Consider the following 15537-nt stretch of genomic DNA (forward strand, 5'->3'; position numbering starts at 1 on the left):
ATGCCGCGTCCCCGCGCCGTCGTGTGGGACGTCGGGCATGTTCTCTATGATTGGGATCCCCGCTTCCTCTATGCGAAGCTGATCCCCGATACGGATCGGCTGGACTGGTTCCTGTCGAACGTGGTCACGCGCGCCTGGCACTTCCAGCATGATGCCGGCCGCCCCTTCGCGGAAACCTCCGTCGAACTCATCGCGGCGCACCCCGCCGAAGCCGGGCTGATCGCCGCCTATGGCCCGCGCTGGCTGGAAACCATCCCCGGCCCGATTCCCGGCACCCATGATCTGGTCCGGGCGCTGGCCGCAGGCGGCGTGCCGCAATATGGCATCACCAATTTTTCCGGCGAATTCTGGGATCGCTTCCGGCCGACAGCCCCGCTTTTCGATCTGTTCCGCGATGTCGTGGTGTCCGGCCACGAACGGCTGATGAAGCCCGATCCCGCCATCTACGCGCTCGCCCGCAGCCGCTTTGGCCTGGGTGACGGCGAAGCGATCTTCGTCGACGACAATGCCGCCAATGTCGAAGCTGCCCGCGCCGCCGGCTGGCTCGCCCATCATTTCACCGGCGCGGACGCCCTCAAGGCAGAGCTGAAGGCGCTCGACCTTCTCGCCTAGAGCCCGGCGGCCTTCATCAGCGCCTCGGTCGAAGGGTCGAACCCGCCCGTCTCCCCGGCCGACAGCCTGTTCGCCACCTGCTTGCCCAGCTCCACGCCCCACTGATCGAAGGGGTTCACCCCCATCATCACCGCCGCGCTGAACGTCCGCGCCTCGTAAAAGGCCAGCAACGCCCCCAGCCGGTCCGGAGTCAACCGGTCGATCAGGATGGTGGCAGAGCCGCGGTTTCCGGGAAATCCCTTCGCGCGCGCCAGCGCCGCATCGCCCCCGGCTTCGGCCAGCGCCTCGGCCTGTGTCCGCCCCTTCAGCAGCGCGGCGCCCTGCGCGAAGCAGTTCGCCAGCAGCAGCCGGTGGTGGATCGGATCCAGCCCATGTCCCGGTGTCGCCACCGCCACGAACTCGATCGGATCGGCATGCGTTCCCTGGTGCAGCAGCTGGAACACCGCATGCTGCGCATCCGTCCCCGTACCGCCCCAGCTGATGGCCGCCGTCGGGAATGGCAGGGGCGTGCCGTCGCGGGCGACGGACTTGCCGTTCGATTCCATCTCCAGCTGCTGCAGATAGGGCGGCAGCAGCCGCAACCGTTCGTCATAGGCAAAGATGGCGCGGGTCGGCTTCTTCAGGAAACAGGCCTGCCACACGTCGGCCATTGCGGCCATCACCGGCGCGTTCGCGCCCAGCGGTGTCTTCAGGAAGTGCCTGTCCATCGCAGCCGCGCCGTCCAGCAGCGCCTCGAACGCCGCCGGCCCGCAGCGGATCGCCAGCGGCAGCCCCACGGCCGACCACAGCGAATAGCGGCCGCCCACGGAGTCCGCGAACGGCAGGATCTCGGAAATGCCCTTCGCCTTCGCCTTGTCGGGCGCGGCCGTCACCGCAACCACCCGGCTGATGGGATCCGCCACGCCATTGGCCGCCAGCCAGTTCAGCGCCGACGCCAGGTTGGTCAGCGTCTCCTGCGTCGTGAAGGTCTTGGACACCGCGATCAGCAACGTTTCCGCAGGGTCACAGGCGTCGAACGCGCGCGCCAGTGCTGCGCCGTCGATGTTGGCGGCCACATGCACCTCGGGCCCATCCGCCCCGGCGCCCAGCGCATCCACCAGCAGCTGCGGCCCCAGCGCAGAGCCGCCGATGCCGATATGGATCACATGCCGCACAGGCCCCAGCGCACCGGCGCGGATGCGCGCGGCCGTCTCCAGCAGAGCCGCCTGCTCGCCGCGCCGCGCAGGGTCGCGCAGCGCCATGTGCGTCGCCGCCCGCCCTTCGCTGCCGTTCACCACCTCGCCGCCAGCCATTTTCCGCCGCCACTCCGGAAGGCCCGCCTCTGCCGCCAGCGCCGCCAGCGCCTGCAGCTGCGCCAGCGTCAGCGGCAGCTTGGAAAAGTCGAACCGGATGCCCTCCACCGTCGGCGTCAGGGCCTCCAGCCTGCGAGGCTCCGTCGCGAACAGGCTGGCGATCGGGGAGGCGGGCGCAGCGGCAAGATCCGCCAGCGCGGCCCAGGCATCGGTCTGATGAGGCAGCATGCGCCTGTCCTAGCCGAAAGAATTTCCGCGCGCGACTCCGGCAGTGCGCTACCGCCTCCGGACTTGACACTCTGTTGCACCGCCTCCACGCGAAACCGGCATGGACAGTGCAGACGCCATCGAAGCCGCCCGCGCCCGGCACCTCGCCGGCAGCGAGCGGCTGGCCGTCTGGCTGATGCCGATCCTGAAGATCGTCGGCGCGGCGCTGCTGCTGGGCCTTCTGGTCCGCACCCTGCTGATCCAGCCCTTCGCCATCCCCTCCAGCTCGATGGCCCCCACGCTCCAGGCGGGCGACTTCATCCTGGTGGACAAGCGCGCCTACGGCTGGTCGCTCGCGTCCCTCCCGATCGCGCCCGGCTCGGCGCTCTCCCCGGAAGAGGACATGCGCCTGTTCGGCCGGCACATCCGCCATGGCGACGTGATCGCATTTGTCGGGCCCGACGGGCGGGACTATGTAAAGCGCGTGATCGCGCGCGGGGAAGATCAGGTGGAACTGCGGCAGGGCCTCGTGCTGCTGAACGGCCAGCCTCTGCCCTGCCCGCCCGATGCGCCCGGAACCTGCCGGGAAGGGCTGCCGGATGGCCGCGCGCATATCGTGCAGGGCAAGGCGGAAGGCCCGTTCGCCAATTATGGCCCCGTCCGCGTGCCCGCCGGCCAGCTGTTCGTGCTGGGCGACAATCGCGGCCGCTCCGCCGACAGCCGCGTCCGCCCGGAAGACGGCGGCCTCGGCTTCGTGCCGGAATCGCGCGTCATCGGCCGCGCCTCCCGCATCTTCCTCTCCTATGAAGGCGGCCTGCGCTGGAACCGGATCGGAACAGCCGTTGACTGATCCGCTCTCCGCCTGGGCCGAAGGCGCGCTTGGCGCCGCCTTCCAGGATCAGGCCCTGCTCAACAGCGCCCTCACCCACAAGAGCGTCGGGGCCGACAATTATGAACGGCTCGAGTTCCTGGGCGACCGTATCCTGGGCGCCGTGATCGCGGACTGGCTCTATGTGCAGTTCCCCGGAGAGCCCGAGGGCAAGCTGACGCGCCGGTTTCATCAGCTCGTCAGCCGCGAAGTCTGCGCCCGCGTCGCGCGGGAAATCGGCATCCCCGAAGTCGTGAAGCTCGGCCAGCAGGCCCGCGCGGACGGCGGCGCGAACAGCGACAACATCCTGGGCGACGTGATGGAGGCGCTGATCGGCGCGGTCTATCTCGATCGCGGCGTGAACGATGCGCGGGCGATGATCCGTCGCTTGTGGGCGCCCGAGGTCAGCACCGTCGCGGAAGCGCCCAAGCACCCGAAGATGCGGCTTCAGGAATGGGCCGCGGCAAAGAATCTGAAGGTGCCGGTCTATACCCTGCTGGGCCGCACCGGCCCGCATCACTCCCCCCGCTTCCGCGTCGAGCTGGCGATCGCCGGCCTTTCCTCCGTCGAGGCGGAAGGCAGCTCGAAGCAGGATGCCGAAACCGCCGCCGCGCGCGCCTTCCTGGATGCCCATGCCCGATAACATCACCCGCTGCGGCGTCGTTGCGCTGATCGGCGCGCCCAACGCCGGCAAATCCACCCTCGTCAACGCGATCGTCGGCCAGAAGGTCGCCATCGTCAGCCCCAAGGTGCAGACAACCCGCGTCCGCCTCACGGGCGTCGCGCTCGAGGGCGACGCCCAGCTGCTGCTGGTGGATACGCCCGGCGTGTTCCAGCCCCGCCGCCGGCTGGATCGCGCCATGGTGCAGAATGCCTGGGAAGGCGCGGCCGACGCCGATGTCCTGCTCGCCATCGTCGATGCGAAGGCCGGCCTCCGCGAAGAGGTGCGGGCGGTGCTGGAAACCGTCGCCCAGCGCCCCGAACCGCGCTGGCTGGTGCTGAACAAGGTGGATCAGGCAGACAAGGCGAAGCTGCTGGCGCTGGTTGCGGAAACCAACGCCATCGCGCCGTTTGCCGAAACCTTCATGATCTCCGCCCTCACCGGAGACGGCGTGGCCGATCTGAAGCGCGCGCTCGCCGCCGCCGTGCCGCAGGGGCCCTGGCTGTTCCCGGAAGAGCAGCTGTCGGACGCACCCGCCCGCATGATGTCGGCAGAGCTGGTTCGCGAGCAGCTGTTCCTGCAACTGGGGCAGGAACTCCCCTATTCCACCGCCGTCGTGATCGAGAAGTTCGAGGAGAGGCCCGACGGATCGGCCGCCGTCCATGCCCAGATCCTCGTCGAGCGCGACAGCCAGAAGGCCATCGTCGTCGGCGCGCGCGGATCGCGGGTGAAAGCAATCGGAGAGGCGGCGCGCAAGGAAATGACAGAGCTGCTGGGCCGGCCCGTCCACCTGTTCCTGCATGTGAAGGTGAAGCCCGGCTGGGCCGACGACCGCCACACCTGGCGCGACCTCGGCATAGACTGGGTGGACTGAGGCAGGACAGGCCCGATGCTCGGCTTCGAGGATGAAGCCCTCGTCCTCACGGCCCTTCCGCATGGCGAAAACGGCGCCGTCGTCCGCTTCCTGGCGATGCAGGGGGGATTGCGGGCCGGTTATGTGCCCGGCGCGCGCGGCAAGGCCCGGCGCGCCCTGCTCCACCCCGGCAACCGCGTCGCTCTCAGCCTGCGCGCGCGCGCCGAAGGGCAGCTGCCCGGCGCCGGTGTCGAGCTGGTGGAAAGCCGCGCGCTTCTCGCCTTCCAGCCGCAATCGGCGGCGATGCTGGCCTGGCTGTCGAACCTGACGGCGACGGCGCTGGCAGAGGCAGTGCCGCACCCCCGCCTCGCCGCCGCGCTGGATGCCCTGCTGGCGGGCCTTGCCGCCGGCATGGACGAAACCGCCGCCCGCGCCGGCCTTGCCCGCTATGAACTGCTGCTGCTGGAGGAGGAGGGCTTCGGCCTCGACCTCGCCGCCTGCGCGCTCGGCGGGGACGCATCCGACCTGGCCTTCGTCAGCCCGCGCACCGGCCGCGCGGTCAGCCGGGCGAAATCGGCCGACCAGCCCTGGGCCGCGCAGTTGCTGCCGCTGCCCCGCTTCCTGCTGTCGGGCGGCCCCGCAACCGGCGCGGAAGCGGCGGAAGCGCTTGCGCTGTCGGCCCATTTCCTCGCCCGCCACTGGCTGATCGGCGAAACCCGCGACGCTTTGCGCAGGCGGGCCATTGGCAGCGCGCGCGCGCCCCTCTAAACCCGCCGGCATGACCGAAACTGCCGAGCCCGGAATCATCGAGACACCTTTCGATGCGGCTCTTTCCGAACGCTATCTCGTCTATGCCCTCAGCACGATCACGGCGCGCTCGCTGCCGGATGTGCGCGACGGGCTGAAGCCCGTCCACCGCCGCCTGCTGTGGGCAATGCGCCTGCTCAAGCTCGATCCGGCTTCCGCGCCCAAGAAATGCGCCCGCGTGGTCGGCGACGTGATCGGCAAATATCACCCGCATGGCGACACCGCCGTCTATGATGCCATGGTCCGCCTCGCGCAGGATTTCGCGCTGCGCTACCCGCTGGTCGAAGGCCAGGGCAATTTCGGCAATATCGATGGCGATAACGCCGCCGCCATGCGTTATACCGAGGCCCGGCTGACGCGCGCCGCCATCCTGCTGATGGAAGGCGTGGACGATGAAACCGTCCCCTTCCGCCCCACCTACAATGGCGAGGAGGAAGAGCCGGAGGTGTTCCCGGCCGCCTTCCCGCACCTGCTGGCAAATGGCGCCACGGGGATCGCGGTGGGCATGGCCACCAGCATCCCGCCGCACAATGTCGCGGAAATTGCAGCCGCCGCCACCCTCCTCATCGACGATCCCGCCGCCAATCTCGCAGACCTGATGGCGCTGATGCCCGGCCCCGATTTCCCGACCGGCGGCGTCATCGTGGAGCCGCGCGAAAGCCTGATCGAAGCCTATGCGACGGGGCGCGGCGCCGTCCGCCTGCGCGCCCGCTGGGTTCAGGAGGATCTGGGCCGCGGCACCTGGGCGATCGTGATCAGCGAAATCCCCTGGGCCGTGCAGAAATCCAAGCTGATCGAGCAGATCGCCCAGCTGATCGCCGACAAGAAACTGCCGATCCTGGAAGATGTCCGCGACGAAAGCGACGCCCACATCCGCCTCGTGCTGGAGCCGAAGTCGCGCAACGTCGATCCCACCCAGCTGATGGAAAGCCTGTTCCGGCTGACCGATCTTGAAACCCGCATCTCCATCAACCTCAACGTGCTGATGCCCGATCGCACGCCGCGCGTGCTGGGTCTGCGCGCCCTCCTCCAGGCCTGGCTCGATCACCGGCAGGATGTGCTGGTGAAGGCCAGCCGTCACCGGCTCGCGGAGATCGCGGACAGGCTGGAACTGCTCGCCGGCTACATCATCGCCTATCTCGACCTCGATGAGGTGATCCGCATCATCCGCACAGAGGACGAGCCGAGGCCGGTGCTGATGGCGCGCTTCCAGCTGACCGAGCGGCAGGCCGAAGCCATCCTCAACATGCGCCTCAGGTCGCTCCGACGGCTGGAGGAAATGGAACTCCGCCGCGAACAGGAAAAGCTCAGCGCCGAACAGGCCGACCTCGACGCGCTCGTGAATTCCACGGCCCGCCAGCGCACCGTGCTGAAAAAGCAGCTCGCAGCCCTCTCGAAAGACTATGGCCGCGACACGCCGCTCGGCCATCGCCGCTCGATCTTCGCCAATGCCCCGCAGGCGGTCGCCCTCAGCCGGGAATCGATGATCGAGCGCGAGCCGGTCACCATCATCCTCTCCCAGCGCAACTGGGTCCGCGCCCAGAAGGGCCATGCAGACCTGAATGCGCTCGATGGCCTGAAGTTCAAGGAGGGCGACGGCCTTGCCCGCGCCTTCCACGCCGAAACGACAGACCGGATCCTGCTGGCGGCCTCCGGCGGGCGCTTCTTCACCCTTCACGCCAACGATCTGCCCGGCGGTCGCGGCTTTGGTGAGCCCGTCACCCTGATGGTGGATTTCCCCTCCGGCGAAGAGGTGATCGACGCCTTCCCCGCGAAGCCCGGCCTGAAGCTGCTGCTCGCCGCATCCGACGGGCGCGGCTTCCTCGCCAACGCAGACGAACTGCTGGCCGAAACCCGGAAAGGCCGGCAGGTGATGAACCTGAAGGGCGATGCGAAATTCACCCATATCCGGGTGGTGGGCGAAGGCCATACCCATGTCGCCATCATCGGGGACAACCGCAAGCTGCTGATCTTCCCGCTGGAAGGCCTGCCGGAAATGTCGCGCGGTCAGGGCGTGGCGCTGCAGAAATACAAGGATGGCGGCCTTGCCGACCTCATCACCCTGAACCCGGCCGATGGCCTCAGCTGGAAACTCCAGGGCGAATCCGCGCGCACCCGCACCGAATCCGATCTGACGCCATGGCTGGGCAGCCGGGCCGCCGCAGGCCGCCTGCCGCCGCAGGGATTCCCGAAAGACAACCGCTTCCAGTAGAAGGCCGAACGGGCAAGGCCCGCCACAGAGGGGGAGAATGGGGATGCTGAAGCCGATCGTTGGCGCTGCAGCACTGGTTCTGGGGGCCGTCGCCGCGACCGGCCAGCCGGCGGCTGCCCCACCCGAGATCCTGTTCACCAACGTCCGCGTCTTCGATGGGAAGGGCAGCGCCCTGTCCGCCCCCACCTCCGTCCTGGTGCGCGGCAACCGCATCGCCGCCATCGGCGCAGCCGCCGCCAGCCCGGCCGCCACCGTGATCGATGGCGGCAACCGCACGCTGATGCCAGGCCTGATCGACGCGCACTGGCACACCATTCTTGTGCGGCCCACCGCCGAACAGGCGATCTTCGGCGACCTGGGGTTCGTGAACCTGATCGCCGGCGCCGAAGCGACGGCCACGCTGATGCGCGGCTTCACCTCCGTGCGCGACATGGGCGGCCCCAGCTTCGGGCTGAAGCAGGCGATCGACAGCGGCATTGTTCCGGGCCCCCGCGTCTGGCCTTCGGGAGCAATGATCACCGTCACCAGCGGCCATGGCGATTTCCGCATGCCGTCGGAACTCCCGCGGGATCCGTCGCGCCCGGTCGCCCGCATGGAACAGATCGGCGGGTCGCTCGTCGCCGATAGCCCCGATGCGGTCCGCCAGCGGGTGCGCGAGCAGCTGATGCTGGGCGCCAGCCAGATCAAGCTAACGGGCGGCGGCGGCGTCTCCTCGCCGCACAGCCCGATCGATGTGTCCACCTTCACGCCCGAGGAGCTGAAGGCCGCTGTTGACGCCGCCTCCAACTGGGGCAGCTATGTCGCCGTCCATGCCTACACGCCCGTCGCGATCCGCCGCGCCGTGGATGCCGGCGTGAAGGTCATCGAACATGCGCATCTGATCGACGAGCCGACGGCCCGCCACATGGCCGAAAAGGGCGTCTGGCTGTCCACCCAGCCCTTCCTCGACGACGAGGATGCGATCCCCTTTCCGCCCGGCTCCACTCAGGCCGCCAAGCAGCAGCAGATCCTGGCGGGCACCGACCAGCTCTATGCGCTCGCGAAGAAATACCGGCTGAAGATCGCCTTCGGCACCGACACGCTCTTCTCCGAAAAGCTGGCCCGGCGGCAGGGCGCACAACTTGCCAAGCTCACCCGCTGGTTCACGCCGACCGAGGTGCTGCGCCAGGCGACCTCGGTGAATGCCGAGCTTCTGGCGCTGTCCGGCCTGCGCAGCCCCTATCAGGGGCGGCTGGGCGTGGTGGAAGAAGGGGCACTGGCGGATCTGCTGCTGGTGGAAGGCGATCCGATCGCGAACATTCGCCTGATCGAGGATCCCGACCGCAATTTTCGCCTGATCATGAAGGACGGCCACATCTTCAAGAACAACCTCGGAGGGCAATGATGCGCATGCAAATCCTGCTGGCAGCCGTCGCAATCGCGACACCGGCGTCTGCCGACACGCTGTTCCGCAACGTGCGCGTGTTCGATGGCCAGTCCCCCGCCCTCTCTGCCCCGACGGATGTGCTGGTGCGCGGCAACAGCATCGCCGCCATCGGCCCGAAGCTGTCCGCGCCCGGCGTGCCCGTGATCGAAGGCCGGGGGCGCACGCTGATGCCCGGCCTGATCGACGTGCATGTTCACCTCACCTTTTCCGCCCTCAGCATGCCGCAGCTGATGGCGCCTGATCTCACCCCCGCAAAGGCCGAGGCCGCTGCGGCCGCGGAAGCAAACGCGATGCTGCTGCGCGGGTTCACGGCAGTCCGCGACGTGGGCGGCCCCATCTTCAGCCTGAAGGCCGGCATCGACGCCGGCAAATATCAGGGCCCGCGCGTGTGGCCTTCGGGCGCGACCATCAGCCAGACGGCCGGACACGGCGATTTCCGCACGCCCGCCGAACGCTCGCGGCGCTTCTTCGGCAAGCCTGCCCGTGCCGAGGAACTGGGCGCCACCTTCATCGCGGACGGCCGCGACGACGTGTTGACCGCCACCCGCGAAAATCTCCGCTTCGGCGCAAGCCAGATCAAGCTGATGGCGGGTGGCGGCACCTCGTCGGAATATGATCCGGTCGATGTCACCCAATATACGCTCGATGAGATGAAGGCAGCGGTCGAGGCGGCCGACGACTGGAACAGCTATGTGACCGTCCATGCCTATACCGACAAGGCCGTGCGCCGCGCGGTGGAAGCCGGCGTGAAATGCATCGAACATGGCCAGATGATGTCAGAGGACACGCTGAAGCTGATGCGCGACAAGGGCGTGTGGCTTTCGCTGCAGGTGCTCAGGGAAACCACGCCTGACATGGCGCCGCTCAGGGCCGAGAAGCGCAAGCCCGTGATCGAAGGCCAGCCCCGTGTGTGGGAAACGGCAAAGCGTCTGGGCGTCAATCTGGCCTGGGGGACGGATTTCCTGTTCGAACCCGCATTGAACGCCAGCCAGAACGCCAATCTGCTGGAACTCAGGCAATGGTTCACCCCGGCCGAGATCCTGAAGATCGCCACGCACGACAATGCCCGGCTTCTGGCCCTGTCCGGCCTGCGCAGTCCCTATCAGGGCAGGCTGGGCGTCGTGCAGCCGGGCGCCCTGGCCGATCTCATCCTCGTCAACGGCAATCCGATCGCCAACCTGGAACTCATCGCAGACCCGGACCGCAACTTCGCCGTCATCATGAAGGATGGCCGGATCTACAAAGGCGCCCCCGCCCGATGAAACTGCTGCTGCTGTCGCTCGCCCTTCTCGCCGCGCCTGCCCTGGCCCAGGCCGACCAGCCCGCGCCCCCGCGCTACGAACTGCCCAACACCCAGGTCCTCTCCATCCACAGCGACAGGCTCGGGCGGGACTATGAGCTCTATGTCTGGCTGCCCCCCAGCTACGCCTCCTCCCCGGATCGCCGCTATCCGGTGATCTTCACGACGGATGCGCCGCAGAGCTTCCCGCTGATGACGGGTCTGCACCGCCGCCTGCGCGCATCCGAACGGGGGATGCAGGATGCCATCATCGTCGGCCTCGGCTATGCCACGGGCGACACCGGCGAATACAGCCGCCGTCGCGATTACACCCCCTCCATCTTCGGCGACATCGACGCCCGCTCCGACATGCCCGGCCGCCCCGTCAAATATGGCGAGGCCGAGCAATACCGCCTGCACCTGAAGGAAGAAGTGTTTCCCTTCCTCGAATCCCGCTTCCGCATCGATCCCGCCCGCCGCATCTATGCCGGCCACAGCTATGGCGGGCTGTTCGGCACCCATGTCCTCTTCGCGGATCCGGCGATGTTCGAGAAATACATCCTGATGAGCCCGTCGCTCTGGTACGGCCGCCGCCAGATGATCGGACAGGAACGCGGCTATGCCGCCGGCCACAAGGATCTCCCCGCACAGGCCTTCTTCATGATCGGCGGCGAGGAAACCGTGCCCGACCCGGATACCGAACCCTTCAGCCAGAGCCGGATGGCTATGGTGGAGGACATGGACGAGCTGGTCAGGATGCTGAAATCCCGCAACTATCCCTCGCTGAAGGTGCAGTCCCGCATCTTCCCCGGCGAGGATCATGGCTCCGTTTACCCTGATGCCATCCGCGCCGGCATGGAATGGGCCATCCCCGGCTCAGGCAAGCGCCCGCATGTGCCGTGCGAAACACCCGGCTGCCGCCTGCCCTGGGCTCCCGAGGACTAGGCGCGTCAGGCCGGCAGCAGCTTTTCCACCCGCTTCAGCGCGCCATCCGCCGCCTTCAGCGCCGCGTCCGCGCCGGCCGCGTCGAAGCGGGCGGCAATGGTCGCCACCTGCCCCGCCACATCCGCCACATGGGTCACCAGCGCGACGGGAATGGGCGGCAGCGCCCCGGCCACATCAGCCGCATCCAGCCGCAGCACCACGCTGGCGCAGCGCAGCCGCAACCGGTTGCACCGATTGAATAATTGTTCCAGCATCTCATTCTGCAACGGGATGGCAAGGCGCCCCAGGCTGTTTTCCAGGCTGAACAGCTGGCCCCTCAGTGCGCTGACGGTCATGGCCCTCTCCCTACAGAAATGCGCGGAACACAGCCGCGACAGACGCCAGCACCTCGCTCAGCTGCCGCCGGTTCGCCTCGCGGATCGCCGCCCGGTCCGCCTCCGTCAGCTTCGCGGCCGGGTCCAGCAGCCGCGCATATCCCTGCTGCGCCTTGCGCAGCGCGGCCGTCACCCGCTTCATCTCGCGCGGCAGCGCTTCTGCCCCTTCCTGCCGGTCATGGATGTCGGCCCATCCCGTCAGGAAGGCGCGCCAGTGCGCGTCCGCCGCCAGCCCGCTGCCCGCCTTGCGCTCCGCCGCCAGACCGCGCCGGATCTGGAAGGCTCTCGTCTCGAACGCGGCGTCGATCGCCGCCAGGTTTGCCGGAAGGCTGCTGCCGGCCCATGTCTGTGTGTCGCGTTCCAGCGCATCGATCAGGGCCGCCACCCCGGCATGGTCCGCTTCGATCACCCGCAGCCGGTCCGCCCGCGAACGAGTATCCGCCAGCCGGCCCAGCACACCCGCCAGTCCGCTGGCCGCCGCGATCTGGTCGTCGCTGAACGGCCCGGCCCCGCCCGCCGTGGCAATGGTGGCGATGTTGTTGGCGTCGACAAAGCCCTGCTCCACCGCCGCCGCGCTGTCGAACGCCGTTCCGCCCAGCACATCGTCCACCGCCGACAGCCAGGCCGTCACCCCGTCGATCAGCCGAATCGTCGGCTCGATCGCCGCTGCGTCCACGGCCTTGAACGGTATCCCGCCGGGGCTGCACAGTATCGTCTCCGGCGGGGCGTCGTCGCCCGCGATGCGGATCTCCCGGAAGTTGCAGGACGGGTCCGCCACCACGATCTCGATCCGCGCCTCGCGGTTCGCCGCCCGCACCTCGCGCAGCAGCTCGCGCGACGCATCCGTCGTCGATCGGCCCACGGCAACCAGCTTGCCGCCCCGTTCCAGCGCAACCGCGTCGCGCCCCGCGCAACCGGCCAGCAACCCGGCCATCAGGGCCATGCCCAGCACCCGCGCCTGAAAATCCCTCGCCCCCGTCATCAGACGTCCCCCCGCCTGCAACCCCGGCGCAGAGGGTAACAGAAGCACCCCGGCCTGTCACCGAACGCCGTCAGCGCCGGCCCTTGGGCGTCCCCCTCGCCTTGCCCCAGCGGTTCGTCCGCGTCCCCGGCCGCCCGGCATCCGCCCTGCCCTTCACGGGCGCCGCCCGCTCGGTCCTGATGCCCAGCTCGTCCGCCTCCAGCCGCCGGATATCGTCGCGGATGCGCGCCGCCTCCTCGAACTCCAGATCGGCGGCCGCCTTCTGCATTTTCTTTTCCAGATCAGCGATATAGGCCTTCAGATTATGGCCCACCAGGTGCGGCGTCTCGTCGTCGATCTCGACAGTCAGATGATCCTTCGCCGCCACATGCGCCACCACATCGGCGATCGCCTTCTTCACCGTGGCGGGCGTGATCCCATGCGCCTCATTATAGGCCTGCTGCTTCACCCGCCGCCGCTCCGTCTCGGCCAGCGCCCGGTCCATGCTGCCGGTGCGATGGTCGGCATACAGGATCACCCGCCCCTCCACGTTGCGCGCCGCCCGCCCGATCGTCTGCACCAGCGAACGTTCGGAGCGCAGGAAGCCTTCCTTGTCCGCGTCCAGAATGGCGACCAGCCCGCATTCTGGAATGTCCAGCCCCTCGCGCAGCAGGTTGATCCCCACCAGCACGTCATACACGCCCATGCGCAAATCGCGGATCAGCTCGATCCGCTCCAGCGTCTCCACGTCGGAATGCATATAGCGCACCCGCATCCCCGCCTCGTGCAGGAATTCGGTCAGGTCCTCGGCCATCTTCTTGGTCAAGGTCGTCACCAGCGTGCGATAGCCCTTGTCGGCCGTCGCCTTCGCCTCCGCAATCAGGTCGTCCACCTGGTCCTCGACAGGGCGGATCTCCACCGGCGGATCGACAAGCCCGGTCGGCCGGATCACCTGCTCCACGAACACGCCGCCCGTCTGTTGCATCTCCCAGTCGCCGGGCGTCGCGGATACGCTCACCGTCTGCGGCCGCATCAGGTCCCATTCCTCGAACTTCAGCGGCCGGTTGTCCACGCAGCTGGGCAGGCGGAATCCATATTCGGCCAGCGTCACCTTGCGCACCCGGTCGCCCCGGCTCATCCCGCCGATCTGCGGCACCGTCACATGGCTCTCGTCCACGAACAGCAGCGCATTTTCCGGCAGATATTCGAACAGCGTCGGCGGCGGCTCGCCCGGCAGCCGCCCCGTCAGGAAGCGGCTGTAATTCTCGATCCCGGCACAGCTGCCCGTCGCCGCGATCATCTCCAGGTCGAACTTGGTCCGTTGTTCAAGCCGCTGATATTCCAGCAGCTTGCCCTCCGCCTCCAGCTCCTTCAGCCGCTCCGTCAGCTCGAACCTGATCGCCTCCGTCGCCTGCTTCAGCGTCGGGCCCGGCGTCACATAATGGCTGTTCGCATAGATCTTCACGCTCTCCAGCGTGGCGATCCGGTTCCCCGTCAGCGGGTCGAACTCGGTGATGCTCTCGATCTCGTCCCCGAAAAAGCCCACCCGCCAGGCCATGTCCTCATAGTGCGAGGGGAAGATCTCCAGCGTGTCGCCCTTCATGCGGAAACTGCCGCGCGCGAAGGCCATCTCGTTGCGCTTGTACTGCAGCGCCACCAGCTTCCGCACGATCTCGCGCGGGTCCACCGTCATCCCCTTGGCCAGGCTGAAGGTCATCGCCGAATAGGTCTCGACCGATCCGATGCCGTACAGGCACGATACCGATGCCACGATCAGCACATCGTCCCGCTCCAGCAGCGCCCGCGTCGCGGAATGCCGCATCCGGTCGATGGCCTCGTTTACGCTGCTCTCCTTCTCGATATAGGTGTCCGTCCGGGGCACATAGGCCTCCGGCTGGTAGTAATCGTAATAGGAAACGAAATACTCGACCGCATTGTCGGGGAAGAAGCTCTTGAACTCCCCATACAACTGCGCCGCCAGGATCTTGTTCGGCGCCAGCACCAGCGCCGGGCGCTGCAACGCCTCCACCACCTTCGCCATGGTGAAGGTCTTGCCGCTGCCCGTCACCCCCAGCAGCACCTGGTCCTTTTCCCCGGCCTCGGCCTGCCGCACCAGCTCCGCGATCGCCGCCGGTTGATCCCCCGCCGGCGCATAGTCGCTCTTCAGCACGAACGGCTTGCCGCCCTCGCTCTTGGCGGGGCGCTCCGGCCGGTTCGGGGTAAAGCCGGGCGCCAGCGGAATGTCGGCCAGGCTGGTGCGAATCGCGATTGCCATGCCACCAATCTAGGTGTTCGCCATTCGTTCCGCCAGCCTCTTGCGCCTGATCAACGCACCCCGGCGGATTCCGGCCCAAACCCCTCCCAAAATCCACCGCACAGGCCTAAAGGCGATCCATGCCCCCGCACACCCCCTTCGATATCAGCTGGCCGCTCGGCATCCTCCTGTTCGTCGCCACCGTCGCCGCGATGGAGGTCGCCGCCATCCTGGGCCACAAATATGTGATGCACGGGTTCGGCTGGTTCCTGCACAAATCCCACCACACGGATCGCTTCGGCTGGTTCGAATGGAACGATCTCTACGGCGTCATGGGTGCAGCCGTCGCCATCAGCCTCTTCTGGTTCGGGGTGGAGGAACAGGGCGGCACCTTCTACGTCTGGCTCGCGGGCGGCATCACCGCCTATGGCGCCATCTACTTCGGCTTCCACGACATCATCGTCCACCGCCGCATCGAAACCGGCTATGTCCCGCGCTCCCCCTATATGAAGCGCATCGTGCAGGCCCACCGCCTGCACCATGTGGTGGAAAGCCGCGACGGCACCGTCTCCTTCGGCTTCATCTGGGCGCCGCCCATCGACGAACTGAAACGCCAGCTCGCCGAAAACACCCGCACGGGGAAGGCCGTGGTGCGCCAGAACCCGGTCGGCCGGAACATGACGGGGCCTGCGTAAGGCCTCACCGTTTGCCGCCGGCTGGCAGGGCCTTGCCCTGCACCCAGCAGGGACTTGATGTCCCTGCACCCTCAAAAGGGGCGTCGCGCTT

14 protein-coding genes are annotated in these 15537 nt (G+C 67.9%); 10 read left to right on the plus strand and 4 right to left on the minus strand.

Going from position 1 to position 15537, the window contains the following annotated elements:
- The gene (locus ACE3O8_RS01945) at positions 1 to 612 is read left to right on the plus strand and encodes an HAD family hydrolase (RefSeq protein ID WP_374386212.1); all 612 of its coding nucleotides are present in this window, start codon (positions 1 to 3) and stop codon (positions 610 to 612) included.
- On the opposite strand, the gene pgi is transcribed toward ACE3O8_RS01945, so the two are convergent.
- Positions 609 to 2132, minus strand: a complete 1524-nt coding sequence (gene pgi, locus ACE3O8_RS01950; protein ID WP_374386214.1) for a glucose-6-phosphate isomerase — start codon at positions 2130 to 2132, stop codon at positions 609 to 611. The two genes, ACE3O8_RS01945 and pgi, sit on opposite strands and share 4 nt — an antisense overlap.
- Positions 2133 to 2232: 100 nt before the next feature.
- Between pgi and lepB the strand changes: the two genes are divergently transcribed.
- Genes lepB through ACE3O8_RS01990 form a run of 8 tightly spaced genes read left to right on the plus strand, consistent with a single transcriptional unit; the run spans position 2233 to position 11162 of the window.
- Positions 2233 to 2961, plus strand: coding sequence for a signal peptidase I (gene lepB, locus ACE3O8_RS01955; protein ID WP_374386216.1), 729 nt, complete (start codon positions 2233 to 2235; stop codon positions 2959 to 2961).
- Positions 2954 to 3622, plus strand: a complete 669-nt coding sequence (gene rnc / locus ACE3O8_RS01960) for a ribonuclease III (RefSeq protein WP_374386217.1) — start codon at positions 2954 to 2956, stop codon at positions 3620 to 3622. Before lepB ends, rnc begins: the two co-directional genes overlap by 8 nt.
- Entirely contained in the window at positions 3606 to 4514 is a 909-nt protein-coding gene (gene era, locus ACE3O8_RS01965; protein WP_374386219.1) for a GTPase Era, read from the plus strand. The genes rnc and era overlap by 17 nt, the downstream gene beginning before the upstream one ends.
- Before the next feature lie 15 nt (positions 4515 to 4529).
- The gene (recO, locus tag ACE3O8_RS01970) at positions 4530 to 5261 is read left to right on the plus strand and encodes a DNA repair protein RecO (RefSeq protein ID WP_374386221.1); all 732 of its coding nucleotides are present in this window, start codon (positions 4530 to 4532) and stop codon (positions 5259 to 5261) included.
- A gap of 10 nt (positions 5262 to 5271) precedes the next feature.
- Complete coding sequence (gene parC / locus ACE3O8_RS01975) at positions 5272 to 7512, plus strand: DNA topoisomerase IV subunit A (RefSeq protein ID WP_374386223.1); 2241 nt, start codon at positions 5272 to 5274, stop codon at positions 7510 to 7512.
- A gap of 43 nt (positions 7513 to 7555) precedes the next feature.
- Entirely contained in the window at positions 7556 to 8896 is a 1341-nt protein-coding gene (locus tag ACE3O8_RS01980) for an amidohydrolase family protein (RefSeq protein WP_374386225.1), read from the plus strand.
- Positions 8896 to 10200: an amidohydrolase family protein gene (locus ACE3O8_RS01985; RefSeq protein ID WP_374386227.1), complete on the plus strand. Its 1305-nt coding sequence runs from the start codon at positions 8896 to 8898 to the stop codon at positions 10198 to 10200. Before ACE3O8_RS01980 ends, ACE3O8_RS01985 begins: the two co-directional genes overlap by 1 nt.
- Complete coding sequence (locus ACE3O8_RS01990) at positions 10197 to 11162, plus strand: alpha/beta hydrolase (protein WP_374386228.1); 966 nt, start codon at positions 10197 to 10199, stop codon at positions 11160 to 11162. The genes ACE3O8_RS01985 and ACE3O8_RS01990 overlap by 4 nt, the downstream gene beginning before the upstream one ends.
- Positions 11163 to 11167: 5 nt before the next feature.
- Here the strand turns inward: ACE3O8_RS01990 and ACE3O8_RS01995 are convergent, their stop codons facing one another.
- From ACE3O8_RS01995 to uvrB, 3 genes are all read right to left on the minus strand, one after another.
- On the minus strand, positions 11168 to 11497 hold the full coding sequence (locus ACE3O8_RS01995) for a hypothetical protein (protein WP_374386230.1): 330 nt from the start codon (positions 11495 to 11497) through the stop codon (positions 11168 to 11170).
- A gap of 10 nt (positions 11498 to 11507) precedes the next feature.
- The gene (locus ACE3O8_RS02000) at positions 11508 to 12518 is read right to left on the minus strand and encodes a hypothetical protein (RefSeq protein WP_374386232.1); all 1011 of its coding nucleotides are present in this window, start codon (positions 12516 to 12518) and stop codon (positions 11508 to 11510) included.
- Between the two features lie 70 nt (positions 12519 to 12588).
- Entirely contained in the window at positions 12589 to 14772 is a 2184-nt protein-coding gene (uvrB, locus tag ACE3O8_RS02005; RefSeq protein WP_374386234.1) for an excinuclease ABC subunit UvrB, read from the minus strand.
- A gap of 119 nt (positions 14773 to 14891) precedes the next feature.
- On the opposite strand from uvrB, the gene ACE3O8_RS02010 reads away from it, so the two are divergent.
- A complete protein-coding gene (locus ACE3O8_RS02010; protein ID WP_374386236.1) occupies positions 14892 to 15446 on the plus strand; it encodes a beta-carotene hydroxylase in 555 nt (184 codons plus the stop codon).
- Positions 15447 to 15537 lie beyond the last annotated feature (91 nt).

Source organism: Sandaracinobacter sp. (genome assembly GCF_041909755.1).
In the GTDB taxonomy this organism is placed as follows: domain Bacteria; phylum Pseudomonadota; class Alphaproteobacteria; order Sphingomonadales; family Sphingomonadaceae; genus Sandaracinobacteroides.

What these genes read in the sequence shown, in the direction of transcription:
- ACE3O8_RS01945 (WP_374386212.1), top strand. Translation starts at nt 1, where the DNA reads ATGCCGCGTCCCCGCGCCGTCGTGTGGGACGTCGGGCATGTTCTCTAT.
- pgi (WP_374386214.1), bottom strand. Translation starts at nt 2,132, where the DNA reads ATGCTGCCTCATCAGACCGATGCCTGGGCCGCGCTGGCGGATCTTGCC.
- lepB (WP_374386216.1), top strand. Translation starts at nt 2,233, where the DNA reads ATGGACAGTGCAGACGCCATCGAAGCCGCCCGCGCCCGGCACCTCGCC.
- era (WP_374386219.1), top strand. Translation starts at nt 3,606, where the DNA reads ATGCCCATGCCCGATAACATCACCCGCTGCGGCGTCGTTGCGCTGATC.
- recO (WP_374386221.1), top strand. Translation starts at nt 4,530, where the DNA reads ATGCTCGGCTTCGAGGATGAAGCCCTCGTCCTCACGGCCCTTCCGCAT.
- parC (WP_374386223.1), top strand. Translation starts at nt 5,272, where the DNA reads ATGACCGAAACTGCCGAGCCCGGAATCATCGAGACACCTTTCGATGCG.
- ACE3O8_RS01980 (WP_374386225.1), top strand. Translation starts at nt 7,556, where the DNA reads ATGCTGAAGCCGATCGTTGGCGCTGCAGCACTGGTTCTGGGGGCCGTC.
- ACE3O8_RS01985 (WP_374386227.1), top strand. Translation starts at nt 8,896, where the DNA reads ATGCGCATGCAAATCCTGCTGGCAGCCGTCGCAATCGCGACACCGGCG.
- ACE3O8_RS01990 (WP_374386228.1), top strand. Translation starts at nt 10,197, where the DNA reads ATGAAACTGCTGCTGCTGTCGCTCGCCCTTCTCGCCGCGCCTGCCCTG.
- ACE3O8_RS01995 (WP_374386230.1), bottom strand. Translation starts at nt 11,497, where the DNA reads ATGACCGTCAGCGCACTGAGGGGCCAGCTGTTCAGCCTGGAAAACAGC.
- ACE3O8_RS02000 (WP_374386232.1), bottom strand. Translation starts at nt 12,518, where the DNA reads ATGACGGGGGCGAGGGATTTTCAGGCGCGGGTGCTGGGCATGGCCCTG.
- uvrB (WP_374386234.1), bottom strand. Translation starts at nt 14,772, where the DNA reads ATGGCAATCGCGATTCGCACCAGCCTGGCCGACATTCCGCTGGCGCCC.
- ACE3O8_RS02010 (WP_374386236.1), top strand. Translation starts at nt 14,892, where the DNA reads ATGCCCCCGCACACCCCCTTCGATATCAGCTGGCCGCTCGGCATCCTC.